This is a genomic window from Saccharomonospora xinjiangensis XJ-54 (assembly GCF_000258175.1).
Classification (GTDB): domain Bacteria; phylum Actinomycetota; class Actinomycetes; order Mycobacteriales; family Pseudonocardiaceae; genus Saccharomonospora; species Saccharomonospora xinjiangensis.
Genome location: NZ_JH636049.1, coordinates 9,879 through 24,945, shown reverse-complemented (window position 1 = coordinate 24,945; position 15,067 = coordinate 9,879). Strand labels below are relative to the sequence as shown.

Genomic DNA, 15,067 nt, shown 5'->3' with positions numbered 1-15,067 from the left:
CCGGCCATCCCGGCCACGTCCGCCGTCCCGGTCACCCCGGCCACCTCGTCCGCGCCCGTGCGCGGGCGGGTCAGGGCCGTGGTGGACCGGCTGTCCGACACCGAGGTCGATCGGATGCTCACCCTGCTGTCCGGTCTGGCCACCGATGCGAAGGGCGATACCGCATGACCGTGCCGTCCGAGCCCGATCACGGCCGCACCCCGGGCACCGAGAGGGACACCGCGACCGATCGGCGGGAGCTGCTCACGCGCCTGCTCGACGACCTGGGCCTCGACACCGCGCCGGAGACCGAGATCGCGATCATCGGTGTGGCAGGCCGCTACCCGCTGGCCGCCGACGTCACCGAGTTCTGGCGCAACCTGCGTGCCGGACGCGACTGTGTGCGGGAGGTTCCCGCCGATCGGTGGCCTGCCGACGAGCACTACGACCCTGCGGGAGGACCCGGCCGCAGCTACAGCAAGTGGGCGGCCTTCATCGACGACGCCGACGCCTTCGACCCGCTGCTGTTCCAGATCTCCCCGAGCGACGCCGAGGACATGGACCCGCAGGAACGGCTGTTCCTCCAGATCGCGTGGGCGGCGATTGAGGACGCCGGGTACGCACCACGATCGCTGGGCGAGCGGAACCCGGTCGGCGTCTTCGCCGGGGTGATGAACAACGACTACGAGTGGATCGGCGGCGCCGCGCAGGCCAGGGGAGTGCACACCCACGCCAGGTCCAACCACTGGTCGGTGGCCAACCGCGTCTCCTACACGCTGGACCTGCGCGGGCCCAGCCTGACCGTGGACACGGCGTGCTCGTCGTCGCTGACCGCCATCCACCTCGCCGTGCAGAGCCTGCGAAGCGGCGAGGCGTCCGTGGCCATCGCGGGCGGGGTGAACCTGATCCTGCACCCGGCGCACCTGTGGCACCTCTCCGATCGGCAGATGATCTCGCAGGGCCGGCACAACCGCGCGTTCGGCGCCGGGGCCGACGGTTTCGTGGACGGCGAGGGCGTCGGGGCGGTGGTGCTCAAACCGCTCACCGCCGCCGTCGCGGACGGCGATCGGATACTCGGGGTGATCCGAGGCTCCGCGCTGGGGGCTGGTGGCCGCACCAGCGGCTACACCGTGCCGAACCCGGACAGCCAGGCCGAGGTGATCGCCGGGGCGTTGCGCCAGGCCGGCGTGGACCCGGCCGAGGTGGGCTACCTGGAGGCCCACGGAACGGGCACGCCGCTCGGCGATCCGATCGAGATCGCCGGGCTGCGCCGCGTGTTCGGCGGGCTGCCACAGGGCCGCTGCGCGCTCGGCTCGGTCAAATCGACCATCGGGCACCTCGAATCCGCGGCCGGTATCGCGGCCCTCACGAAGGTGCTGCTCCAGTTCCGGCACGGCACCATCGCGCCGTCACCGCATGCCGATCCGCTCAACCCGGAGATTGACCTCACCGGCACACCGTTCCGGATTCCCGCCACGGCCGAACCGTGGCCCGCACCGGTGGTGGACGGCGTCACGCGGCCCCGCATCGCGGGCATCAGCTCGTTCGGCGGCGGCGGCGCCAACGCACACCTCGTGGTGGCGGAATACGTTCCCGAACCCGCCAGCAGCGACCTGCCGCCGGAGCGGGGACCGCACCTGGTGGTGCTCTCCGCGCGGACCAGCGAACGGCTTCGGGTGTCGGCGGGCAGGCTCGCGGACTTCCTCGCCGATGCCGGTGCCGGTGCCGGTGCCGGTGCCGAACACGCCGAGCCCGCTGTACCCGTGGTGCCCGCTGGGGCCGTTGTGCCCGCTGTGCGCGAGGCAGGCGAGGTGAGGGACGCCGAACGCGCGTGTGTCGCCGCCGTCGCCGAGGTGCTCGGGGTCGCCCCCGAGGACGTCGATGCGACCGTCGAACTGCGCGACTACGGGCTCGGCGCGGCGGAATGGCCGCGACTGCGCGCGCTGCTGGGCGAGGCCGTGTCGCTTCCCCCCGCGCCCCCGGCCGGTGCCACCGCGGCCACGCTCGCCGCGCGAGCCGGTGGGGACGGGAAGGCAGGGAAAGCGGGGAAGGCGGAGTCCGCGAGCGCGATCGAGCTCGCCGACCTCGCGCACACCCTGCGAGTCGGGCGATCGCCGATGGACGCGCGTCTCGCGCTGCTCGCGGACGACGTGGAGATGCTCGGCAGGGCGCTGCGAGCCGTCGCCGAGAACCGGGAACCGGACTGCCCGCACTGGTCCGGTGACACCGGCCGCGCCCGCGACACCGGCCGCGCCGCGCCCGCCGACGTCGCGAGGGCTCTCGCCGAGCGTGACCTTCCCGCACTCGGCGCGCTCTGGGCGGCCGGGGCCACAGTGGACTGGTCCCGGCTCACAGGTCCGGGCGAGGGCGCGCGCGCCCCGCGCCGCATCGCGCTGCCCACCTACCCGTTCGCCCGCAAGCGGTACTGGATTCCCGAACCGCCCGCAGGCACCTCGCCGTCCTCGCCGTCCTCGCCGTCCGCGACGGACCACGACACCACCGCGCCGAACCGCCTCGGCCGGTTTGCTCCACGCTGGCGTGCCGCCGGTGCCGTGACAGCGGCGGAGCGCCCCGGCGGGCCGGTGCTCGTGCTGGCCACGGAGTCCTCGCGGGAGCTGGCGGACGCTCTCGCCGACGTCCTCGACGACGTCACCGTCGTGCGCCTGGACGGTCCCGGCGCACTGGACGGCCTGCCGCGCGAGGTGGACACCGTCATCCACCTCGGCGGGGTGCGGGAACACGCCGCCGAGCCCGCTGCGACGGACCTCGACACCGGTGCTGTCGCGCTGTTCGGCGTGCTGCGGCGGCTGCGGCCACGCGTACTGCGGGTGGTGACCTCCGACGCCTGCGCCGTGACCGGTGGCGACGGGGACAACCCCGTCGCGGCGGCACTCCACGGGCTGGCGCAGGTGGCCTCGGCCGAGTTCGGCGCTCTCGCGGTGTCCTGTGTGGACATCAGCAGGCACGACCCGATCACCGGCCGCCGCGCGGCGGTACTCGGTGAACCCGCCCATCCCAGGGGGCGGGTCGTGGCCGTGCGCGGCGGTGTGCGGTTCGTGCGCACACTCGACCCCCTCGCCGATCCGGTTCCCGCCGATCCGGTTCCCGGCGAGCCCGCACTGCCGTTCCGCGAGGGCGGGGTGTACGTCGTCGTCGGCGGCACCGGCGGCATCGGGGTGGAACTCACCAGGCACCTCGCGCGGCAGGTCCGCGCCACCGTCGTCTGGCTCAGCAGGACAGAGCCGACGGCCGAGCACCACGCGGAGATGGACCGTATCCGGCGGCTCGGCGGCACCGTCGAGCACCGGCGTGCCGACGTCGCCGACGCCGGGGCCGTGCGGGCCGCGCTCGACTGGACGGCGCGGCGGTTCGGAGCCGTCCACGGCGTTGTCCACTCCGCGATGACGTTCGACGATCGCACCATCGAGGAGCTGACTCCCGGCGAGTTCCGCGCGGCGCTGGCGGCCAAGGTGGACGGGACGCTCGCGCTCGACGCCGCGCTGCGGGGCGGGGCGGGCGAACACCACGGCCACCGGCCGGACTTCGTGGCCCTGTTCTCGTCGGCGGGATCGTTCGGGTCGAGTTCCGGCAACAGCGCCTACGCGGCGGCGTCCGCCTGCCAGGACGCGCTGGGCCGCCACCTCGACGCCGTCCGGCCCTACCCGGTGCGCGTGGTGAACTGGGGTTACTGGGGCGCGGTCGGCTCGGGCGCCCGCCCCGGCCTTCCCGCGATCTTCCGCGCGCTGGGCTTCGGGGAGCTGGCCCCTGAGGAGGCGCTCGCGCAACTGCCGGGCGTGCTGGCCGGTGCGCACCCTCAGGTGCTGGTGATCCGCGCCGACGACACCGCGTTGTCCGCGCTGGCCGACACCGCCGAAGCCGAACCCGGCGGCACGTCCGGGCAGCGGGAGCGGGATGGCCTGCGCGCGGTGGCCCACCGGCTGGACACCCCGCCGTTCGACCGCGCGGGAACCGAGCGCGTGCAGGCCGCCTATCGCGAGCTGGAGCCGCTGGTCACGCGCGGTCTGGTGGTCGCACTGCACCGCCTCGGCGCGTTCACCGGCGAGGAATGCGCCGACGTCGCCACGCTGGCCCGCGATCTGGGCGTGATGCCCGGCCACGCCAGGCACTTCGACGCGCTGATCGCGCTCCTCGACCAGGCCGGATACCTCCGGTGCGACGGCGCGACGGTGCGGGCGCTGCCCTCGTTCGCCGCCACGGCACGCGACTGGGACGCCGCCAGGATCGACGCCGAGTTCGACCGGCTTCGCGCCGACCACCCCGAGGTCGCGTCCACGATCCTGCCGGTGCAGCGTTTCCTCGCCGCCTATCCCGACGTGCTGCGCGGGCGCACGAACGCCACCGAGATCCTGTTCCCCGGTGCCTCGCTCGATCTGGCGGTCGGCTTCTACCAGGGCAACCCGGTCACCGACCACTACAACGACCTCGTGCGTGGCGCGGTGGTCGAGCATGTGCGCACGCGCACGGCCGAGGGTGATCGGGTGTCCATTGTGGAGCTGGGCGCCGGCACAGGTGCCACCACCGAGCGGGTGCTTCCCGCGCTGGCCGCCGAACTCGCGAAGGCCGGGGACGAGCGGCTGGTCGAGTACGTCTACACCGACGTGTCGCCCCGGTTCCTCGAACACGGGCGGTCGCGGTTCGGCGCGCGCCATCCCTTCGTCCGCTACCGGCTTCTCGACCTGCGCTCCGACGCCGGAGCGCAGGGGTTCCCGCAGGGCGGCCACGACGTGGTGATCGCCACCAACGTCGTCCACGCCACTCCCGACCTCGCCACGACGCTGCGCACCGTGCGCTCGCTGCTGCGGCCGGGCGGCTGGTTCGTGCTCAACGAGCTGACCACCGTGCGTCCCTCGGTGACCGTCGCGGGCGGCGTGCTCGACGGCTGGTGGTCCTTCCGCGACGCCGATCTGCGGATTCCGGACTCCCCGCTCGCCGAGCCGGAGACCTGGACCCGCCTGCTGCGTGAGGCCGGGTTCACCGAGGTGGCGGTGCTCGGCGGCGGTGCCGATCTCGGCCAGACCGTGCTGGTGGCCGAGAACGGCATGGTGGATAACGGCATGGTGGACGCTGCCTCCGGCATGCCTCAGGAGCGCCCCGCCACGCCGAACCCGGCGGTGTCCGAGACGACCTCCGCCCCCGGCGACACGGGCGAGGCGTGGCGGGGACTGCGGGAGCTGGTGGAGCGCGTCCTGAAACTCGACGAACGTATCGAGTTCGACAGGGAGCTCGCCGAGTACGGCTTCGACTCGCTCACGGGAATGCAGGTGGTCACCGGCATCGCCGAAACCTACGGCGCCGAGGTCCGCCTCGCCGACATCCTCGAACAGCCCACGCTGCGCGCGCTGGCGGAGCACCTTACCGCGACCGGGGTGCTCCGGCCGGAACCCGGGACCCCGGAGCTGCCCGGTCCTGCCGAACCCGCGCCGGAGCAGAGCGCCGACGTGGAGCGGCACCCGGTGTCGGAGGGCCAGCGGGCGCTGTGGGTGATCGAACGCACCGCGCCGGGCAACTACGCCTACAACCTGCCCGTGGCGGTGTGGCTCGACCCCGGCACCGACCTCGCCGCCCTGCGTGCGGCGCTGGAGATCCTCGTCGCACGGCATCCTTCCCTGCGCACCACCTTCGCCGAGGAGGACGGCCGCCCCGTGCAGGTCGTGCTGCCCAGGGTGGAGCTGCCGCTGAGCCACGAGCACGTGCCCGCCGCCGAGACCGATGCGCTGGCGCAGCGGTTGCGGGAGCGCGTTCGCCGGCCCTTCGACCTCACCGAGGGGCCGCTCGTGCGGGCGGAGGTCCACACCGTCGCCGATGGGCGGCACGCCCTGCTGATCACCTTGCACCACGCGGTGTTCGACGGCACGTCCATCGCCGTGCTCCTCGACGAACTCGCCGATGTCTACGAGGCCGTGTGCGACGGCCGCCCTGTTCCGCAGGGCGAGACCGCGGCCACCTACGCCGACTTCGCCCACTGGCAGCGCGAGCTGCTGGACTCCCCTCGCGGAGCCCGGCTGCGCGAGTTCTGGGCGCGGCGCCTTCCCGGCGCCGAACCGCTGCGCCTGCCCACCGACCGGCCCCGGCCCGAGGTCCCCTCGCTGGAGGGGGCGAGCACCGAGCACGTCCTCGACGCGAGCCTCGTCGAGGCGGCGAAACGCTACGCGGCCTCGGCCGGGGTCTCGCTGTTCACCGTGCTGCTCACCGCCTACGTCGCCATGCTCGACCGGCACACCGAGCAGCGCCGGATCACCGTCGGCACGCCGGTGTCCGGGCGCCCGGAGAGCCGGTTCGCCCGCACGATCGGCTACTTCGTCAACCTCGTGCCCGTGACCGTCGAGGCGAGGACCGACGACACCTTCTCCAGCCTGCTCGGCAGGATCCGCAGCGAGGTGCTCGACGCCGTCGAGCACGGTGACCACCCGTTCATCCGCATGGCGCAGGAGCGGGGCGGCTCGATGGTGTCCACCGCGTTCTACTTCCAGAACTGGGTCGCGCGCCGGTCAGGGCCGACCCCGGTGCGGGGGCTCGTCGGCGGCGTCCACCAGGAGGGCGAGTTCGAGCTGACGGCCGACGTGGTGGAACTCGCCGAGGTCTGCACGCTGACGCTGAAGTACAACCCCGACCTGTTCGACAAGGCCACAGTGGACGGTTTCGCCGAGAGGTTCCTGCTGCTGCTGGAGCAGGGCATCGCCGAACCCGGCCGCAGGCTGGCGGAGCTGGACGTGCGCACCTCCGCCGAACGCGACCTGGTGAGGGCGCAGCGGGCGGCGGCCTGGCGCGACTACCCCCGCGACCGCACGGTGGTGGACCTCGTGGCCGAGCGGGCCGCACGGCACCCGGAGCGGGTGGCCGTCGTGTTCGAGGGCACCGAGGTGACCTACGGGGAGCTGATCGGCAAGGTCAGGGCGCTCGCGGCGGCTCTTCGCGACCGTGGCGTACGGCGGGGCCGCACCGTGGCCGTGCTGCTGCACCGCTCGCCGGATCTGGTGGTGGCTCTGCTGGGAGTGGTGGCCTCCGGAGCGGCCTACGTGCCGCTCGACCCGTCCTACCCGGCGGAACGGCTGCGGCACATGACCACCGACGCCGATGTGGCCCTCGTCGTCACGCGGCCCGAACTGGCCGACACGGCGAACGACCTCGGCGCGCCCGCGCTCCTGCTGTCCGATGTGGACTGGAGCCGGGGCGGCAGCGGGGCGGCCGTGGAGGACGCCCGGCCGTCCGACGACGCCTACGTCATCTACACCTCCGGCTCGACAGGGCGGCCGAAGGGCGTGCGTGTCGGCAACAGGGCGCTGGTCAACCTGCTGTGCTCGATGGCGACCGAACCCGGCCTCTCCGAGTACGACCGGATTCTGGCGATCACCACCGTGTCCTTCGACATCGCGGCGCTGGAACTCTTCGGCCCGCTGGTCGTCGGCGGCAGTGTCGAACTCGTCTCCTCCGCCACCGCCCGCGACGGCCTCGCGCTGCGCCGCGCCGTCGAGGCGGGGACGGCGACGGTGTTGCAGGCGACCCCGGCGACGTGGCGGATGCTGGTCGCGGCAGGCTGGACCGGCGGGCGCGGCCTGCGCGCGTTCTGCGGCGGTGAGGCGCTCGACCGCGAGACGGCGAGGGCGCTGCTCGCGCGCGCGGGACAGGTGTGGAACCTCTACGGCCCCACCGAGACCACCATCTGGTCGTCGGTCGCGCGGGTCAGGGAGGGCGAGCCGATCACACTCGGCCGTCCTGTCGCCAACACCGTGTTCCACCTCCTCGACGCCGAGGGAAGACCGGCGCCGACGGGGGTTCCCGCCGAGTTGTACATCGGAGGCGACGGGCTGGCCAACGGCTACCGCGGTCTTCCGGAGCTGACCGAGGCGCGTTTCGTGCCCAACCCGGTCGATCCCGAGGTCTCACCCCGCCTGTACCGCACGGGTGATCTCGTGCGCCGCACGGCGAGCGGCGAGCTGGAGTATCTCGGGCGCATCGACGCGCAGCTCAAGATCCGGGGTCACCGGGTGGAGCCCGCCGAGATCGAGCAGACCGCGCGGGAACTGCCCGGTGTCGCCGACGCCGCCGTGGCGCTCTGCCGTCCCACCGGGTCGGGCGCGCCGGTGCTGCGCTGCTTCTACACCGCCGCGCCGCAGGGTCCCCAGCCCCGGCGTGAGGACTTCGGGCTGCGGCTTCCGGAGTATCTGGTTCCCGACGAGCTGGTCGAGCTGCCCGCGCTGCCGAAGACGCCCAACGACAAGATCGACCGTGCCGCGCTGGCGGCCCTGCGCCCCGGCCGCGACGTCGCCGGTCAGCCGACCGGTGCCGGTGCCAGTGCCAGTGCCACTGTCAGGGGCACTGGCGCGGACACTGTCAGGGACGCTGCCCCGGACACTGCAACGGCCGTTGCTGCGGACACTGCCGGGGACACCCCGCACCGCACGGTCCACGGCACTGTCCCCGATGCGGGGGCGGTGGCGAATCCCTCGGTGGTCGAGGCACTGGCTGGCGAACTCGCCTCCGTGGTCGCCGACCTGCTCGATGTCACGCCGGACGAGATCGGAACCGGTGACCGGTTCGGCGCGCTCGGCCTCGACTCGGTGCGGCTGACCGAGCTGAGCGTGCGCATCCGCGAGCGATGGGGTGTGGAGATCGCGCCGCCGTCGTTCTTCACATACCCCACCGCGCTGGCCGTGGCCGGACATCTCGCCGCCACACACCCCGGCGTCGTGGCTGAGCCAACTCCAGAGTCCCCAGAGTCCCCGGAGCCGGATGTGGACGACGACAGCACCTCGCAGGCACCGGGCCGCCGCCCCGCGTCGCCGGGGCGCACGGCCGTGATCGGCATGGCGGGACGGTTGCCCGGCTCGCCGGATCTGGACACGTTCTGGCGGCATCTGGTGGCCGGTGACGACCTCGTCACCGAGACCCCGGCCGCGCGCTGGGACTGGCGGGCGCTCGGCCGCGAGCACGGTGAACGGGTCGGCAAGGTCGCCCGCTGGGGCGGCTACCTCGACAACGTCGAGGCATTCGACGCCGCGTTCTTCGGCATCTCCCCCCGCGAGGCGGAGCTGATGGACCCCCAGCAACGTCTCGTGCTGGAGGCGGTGTGGTCGGCGCTGGAGGACGCCGCGCTCCGGCCCTCTGACCTCGCGGGATCGCGCGTCGGCGTGTTCCTCGGAGTGTCCGGTGTGGAATACGCGCAGCGTCAGCGGGAGGCGGGCCGTCACCACGAGGGACACGCGGGAACCGGGTCGGCGCAGTCGCTGGTGGCGAACCGGGTGTCGTACTTCTTCGACTTCCGGGGGCCCAGTGTCACCGTGGACACGGCCTGCTCCAGCTCGCTCACCGCGATCGCCCAGGCCGTGACCGCGCTGCGCACCGGGGCGTGCGACCTCGCCGTCGCGGGCGGGGTGAACCTGCTGCTGTCACCCGAGGTGTATCTCGCGATGGCCGACGGCCACATCCTCAGCGAGACCGGCCGCTGCCGCACCTTCGACAGCTCCGCCGACGGCTACGTGCGGGGCGAGGGTGTCGGCGTGGTGGTGCTGCGCGACCTCGACGCGGCCGAGCGCGCCGGGGACGTGGTCCACGCCGTGATCCGGGGTGTGACCCTCAACCACGGCGGCCTCAGCTCGTCGCTGACCGCGCCCAACCCCGACGCGCAGGCCGCGCTGCTGGCCGAGGCGTTCACGCAGGCCGGGATCGAGCCCACCGACGTGGACTACCTGGAGGCGCACGGCACCGGAACGGAACTGGGCGACCCCATCGAGGTGTCCGGGATGCGCGAGGCGTTCACCGAACTCGCCCGGCGGCGTGGCACACCGCTGCCGGAGACGCCGTTCTGCGGCATCGGGTCGGTCAAGTCGAACATCGGTCACCTGGAAGCCGCGGCGGGTGTCGCGGGGCTGTTCAAACTCGTGCTGGCGTTGCGCCACGGCGTGCTGCCCGCGAACCTGCACTTCTCCGACCGGAACCCGTACCTGGAACTCGACGGCGGCCCGTTCCGGGTGATCGCCGAGAACACGCCGTGGCCACGCCGGGCCGACCGGCCGAGGGTGGCCGGTCTCAGCTCCTTCGGCGTCGGGGGAGCCAACGCCCACCTGGTGATCGAGGAACCGGCCGAGCGAGCCGAACCCCGGCCCGCTCGCGGCCCGTGGGCGTTCCCGCTGTCCGCGCGGACAGCGACCGCGCTGGCCGAGCGAGCCAGGCAACTCGCCGACCACCTCGACGACAGTGCCGGCACCGACAGCACCGACAGCACCGACAGCACCGACAGCACCGACAGCACCGATGGCGCCGTCGCGCTCGCCGACATCGCGCACACCCTCGTGGCGGGGCGCGACGAGTTCGCCGAGCGCGCCGTCGTGGTCGCCGGGGATCGGGCCGGCCTGGTGGAGACCCTGCGGGTGCTCGCCGAGGGGGGTACGGCGGCCAACCTGGTGCGGGGCCGCGCCCGCAAGCGCGGCAGCTCGGCCGGTGTGCGCTCGGCCACCACCGGCTCCACCACCGGCTCAGCTGCCGCCACTCCCATCGCAGGCGACGACGAGGCGAGGTCGCTGCTGGAGCGAGCCCGCGCGTGGGTCGAGGGCGGCGAGACGGACCTCTCCTGCGAGGGGGGCCGCCGCGTGCCGCTGCCCGCCTACCCGTTCGAGCGCACCCGGTACTGGCTCGACCCCGCATCGGTGAGGGAGAGCCACCGACGGCATCGGCTCCACGCGACGTTGCTCGACGACAACGTGTCCACACTGGACTCCGTCGAGTTCGAGAAGCACCTCACTCCGGACGAGTTCTACCTCGCCGACCACGTGGTCGGGGGCACACCGGTGCTGCCGGGTGTGGTGCACCTCGAACTGGCACGGCTCGCGGGTGAACTCGCCGGGGCGGGAGAGATCCACACCGTCAGGGAGCTGGTGTGGCACCAGCCCGTCCGGCCAGGCCCCGAGGGGCTGCGCCTTCGGGTGCGGCTCACCCGGCGCTCGCAGCACGAGGTGCGGTTCGACATCGTGTCGCTGCCTGGCGGCACCACGGAGGTGACCCACGCGAGCGGCGTGCTCGACCCGCGCGCACCCGAGCCGGTGCCAGCCGTGGACGTCGCCGCCGTGTCGGCGCGCTGCGGCACCGTCCGGACAGCGGAGGAGTGCTACGCGCGAACGGAAGCCCTCGGGTTCGGCTACGGCCCGGCTTTCCGCTCCGTCGCCGAGGTCCGGCACGGTGCCGCCGAGGCACTGGCCACCCTCGATCTGCCCGGGGTGCGGCGCGCCGACGACGCCGCCTACCGTTTCGAACCCGCGCTGCTCGACGGCGCGCTCCAGGTGGTGGGCTGGATCGTCGATACCTCGGCTGCCGGTGACGACGGTCGCCCCGTTCCCTACCTTCCGTTCTCGATCGACGCGGTGCGCCTGCCCGGCGAGTTGCCCGAACGCTGCCTCGTTCACGCCGTGCGCGTGCGGACAGCCCCGGGAGCGCAGGTGTTCGACCTCACCCTGACCGGCCCCGACGGCCACGCGGTCTGCCGCATCGACGGGCTGATGTTGCGTGCCACGGCGGCCCGGCCCCCGGTGGCCGAGGGCGCGGACGACATCCATGCCTTCGTTCCGGGGTGGCGGCAGGACGACGTGGAGCCCGGTACCGAGCCCGCGCCGGCCACCGTGGTCTTCCTCGGCGACGCCGAACCGGAGGTGATCGCGGCAGCGGGTGACGTCCATCGCGTGATCCGCGCGCCGGGCGAGCGGGTCGAAGACCTGGTGGCCCGGCTGTCCGACGCGCCTTCCCCCGTGGTGCTCGTGCAGACCCCGCCCGCCCGGGCCGATCTGGAGGGCGCTCTCGACGACGGGTTCCACCTCGCCAGGGAACTGGCCTCGGCGTGGGTGTCCGCGCGCCGGGGCGCCGCACGCTGGCTGTACCTCTACGACACCACGGCCGACCACCCCGAGCTGCACGGCGCGATGGCGGGTTTCGCCAGGTCGCTGGGCTGGGAGTATCCCGATCTGGCCATGCGGGTCGTCGGGTACACGGGCGTGGCCGCGGCCTCGGTGCTCGCCGGAGAGCTGACCAGCGCCGGCCCGGCCGAGGTCCTGGTGGGTCCCGAGGGGCGCAGGGTGCGCACGTGGGAGCGGATCACGCTGCCGGGCACCGAGGTCACCACCGGACCCGGCGTGCATCTGGTGACCGGCGGAGCCGGAGCGCTCGGCCGGGCCTTCGTCACCTGGCTGCTCGACCGCGACCCGGCCGCCACGGTGGTGCTGGCCGGTCGCCGCGACCCCGAACCCGGAGTGCTGGAGGCCTGGCGTGAGCGCGGGGCCGACGTGCGGTTCGTGCGCGCCGACCTCGCCACGGCCGAGGGCGTGCGGTCGGTGGTCGAGCAGGCCAGGCAGGCGGGTGAGCTGGTGGGCGTGGCCCACCTGGCGGGGACGTTGCGCGACTCGTTCCTGCTGCGCAAGAGTCGCGAGGAGGCCGACGCGGTGTTGCGGCCGAAGGTCCTCGGCGCCGCCCGGCTCGACCACGCCACCCGCCACGACCCGCTGCGCTACTTCCTGGCCTACTCGTCCACGGCCTCGGCGTTCGGCAACGTCGGACAGGCCGACCACGCCACAGCCAGCGGCTACCTCGACCGGCTCATGGCACGCAGGGCCGACGAGGCGGCACGAGGACGGCGCAGCGGTGTCAGCCTCTCGGTGCAGTGGCCTTTGTGGACAGATGGAGGTGTGGTGGCCGACCCGTCCGTCGTGGCGAAGATGGGCGAGCTGTTTGGCCTACGCCCCGTGCGTACGCGGCCCGCGATGGCGGCGCTCGCGACGGCGCTCGCGGGCGACGCGCCGACGGTGCTGCTCGCTCCCGGCGACGCGGCGCGCATCGGGTCGGCACTGACGGGGACGGCGCCCACACCCGCGCCGGTACCGTCCGGGACAGGGCGGAACCAGCCGCGGGCGGACGACGGCGAGCTGCGCGATCAGGCCGAGGAGTTCCTCGCCGGACTGCTGGCGCGGCAGCTCAAAATGCCGGTCGAGCAGCTCGATCCCGAGGAGAATCTCGACGTCTACGGGGTCGATTCGCTCATCGTGATGAGCGCGACCGGCGAACTCGAACGCTACTTCGGGCCGCTGTCGAAGACGTTGTTCTTCGACCATCTCACCCTGCGGGAGCTCGCCGGATACTTCGCGGCCGAGCACACCACAGCGCTGGCCGCCGCCCTGGGTGGTGTGCAGGGGAGTGCCGAGCCGAGCCCCGGTCCTGAGGTGCCGACCGCTGCCGAGCAGCGCGGTGATACCGCTGTTGGGCAGCGCGGTGATACGGCTGCCGAGCGGCGCACGGCCGAGCCGGAGGCAGCACAGAGGCCGTCCACGGCACCGGCGCCGGTGACACCGGTGACACCGGCTGTCGCGGCGAGTGCCATGGGAAGACCCACGGTGACGGCCTCGCTGACGACGTCGCCGACAGACGCGCGGGCGAACTCCGAGACCTCGCTGACGGCTCCGCAACCGACGTCACAGCCGACGCCACAGCCGACCGTGCGGGCGGCCTCCGGGACGGCGGAGGTCACGCAGCGTGGTGTGAGCGGGGCAGGGGAGGACATCGCGATCATCGGTGTGGCAGGCCGCTACCCGCAGGCCGACGACCTCTGGCAGTTCTGGGACAACCTGCGCTCGGGCCGCGACTGCGTCGAGGAGGTGCCCGCCGACCGCTGGGACCACGACCGCTGGTACGACCCTCGCCCCGGAACGCCGGGACGCACCGCCACCCGCACCGGAGGGTTCCTGCGCGACGTCGATGCCTTCGACCCGATGTTCTTCCGCATGTCGCCCGTGGAGGCCCGCCACCTCGACCCGCAGGAACGGATCTTCCTGGAGACCGTGTGGCACCTGCTTGAGGACGCGGGCCGCACGAGAGCCGATCTCGCGGCCGTGCGCACCGGGGTGTTCGTCGGCATGATGTACGGCCACTACCAGCTCTACGGCGTTGACGCGGCACTGCATCGCGAGGGCATCGCCACGTCGTCGTCGTACGCGGCGGTGGCCAACCGGGTGTCCTACTTCTACGGGCTCACCGGCCCGAGCATCGCGCTGGACACCATGTGCTCGTCGTCGCTGGCGGCCATCCACCTCGCCTGCCAGGCCATCCGCACCGGCGACTGCGAGGTCGCCATCGCGGGTGGCGTGAACATCACGAGCCACCCCGTGAAGTACCTCCAGCTCTCCCGAAGCGGTTTCCTCGCCCCGTCGGGGGCGTGCCGCAGCTTCGGCGCGGACGGCGACGGGTTCGTCCCCGCGGAAGGGTCGGGTGCGGTGCTGCTCAAACCGCTGTCCCGCGCGGAGGCGGACGGCGACCGCATCCTGGCCGTCGTGCGCGGATCGGCGGTCAACCACGGTGGCGCGAGCAAGGGCTACAGCGTGCCGAACCCGAGAGCGCAGGGCGTTCTCGTCGCCGACGCGCTGGCCAGAGCGGGAGTCCGCCCGTCTGATGTGGACTACATCGAGGCGCACGGCACGGGCACGTCGCTCGGCGATCCGATCGAGATCAGCGGGCTCTCCCGCGCCTTCGCGGGAGATGCCGCCCTGGCCGGACGCACCATCCCGATCGGGTCGGTGAAGTCCAACATCGGGCACGCCGAGTCGGCGGCGGGCATCGCCGCCGTGACCAAGGTGCTGCTCCAGTTCCGGCACAGGACACTCGTGCCCTCGCTGCACGCCGAGCGGCTCAACCCCGACATCGACTTCGCCTCCACGCCCTTTTCAGTGCAGCGGGAACTCGCGCCGTGGCGCCCCCGCACCGGAGGTGACGGGCGGGAGTTGCCGCTCGTGGCCGGGGTCAGCGCCTTCGGAGCTGGGGGCAGCAACGCGCACGTGATCCTCCAGGAGTACGTGCCCTCACCGTCGTCACCGTCGTCGCCCGCGCCTGCCGTGGAAGGCCCGTACCGCGCCGTGCTGTCGGCCAAGAGCGGGCCGCGGCTGGCCGAGGCCGCCCGCAGGCTGGCGGACTTCCTCGAAGGGCCCGGTCGCGCGACCGATCCCGCCGCGCTCGCCTACACCCTCCAGGTGGGACGCGAACACCTGCCGCACCGGCTGTCGGCCGAGTACACCGACGTCGCCGGGCTCGCGCGCACCCTGCG

At 73.3% G+C, this 15,067-nt stretch carries 1 protein-coding gene; it reads left to right on the top strand.

Translation table 11 applies throughout. The features are described from left to right. Window positions 1-164: 164 nt before the first annotated feature. Window positions 165-15,067, top strand: a 14,903-nt coding sequence (locus SACXIDRAFT_RS23155; protein ID WP_006236382.1) for a non-ribosomal peptide synthetase, incomplete at its 3' end; no start/stop codon positions are given.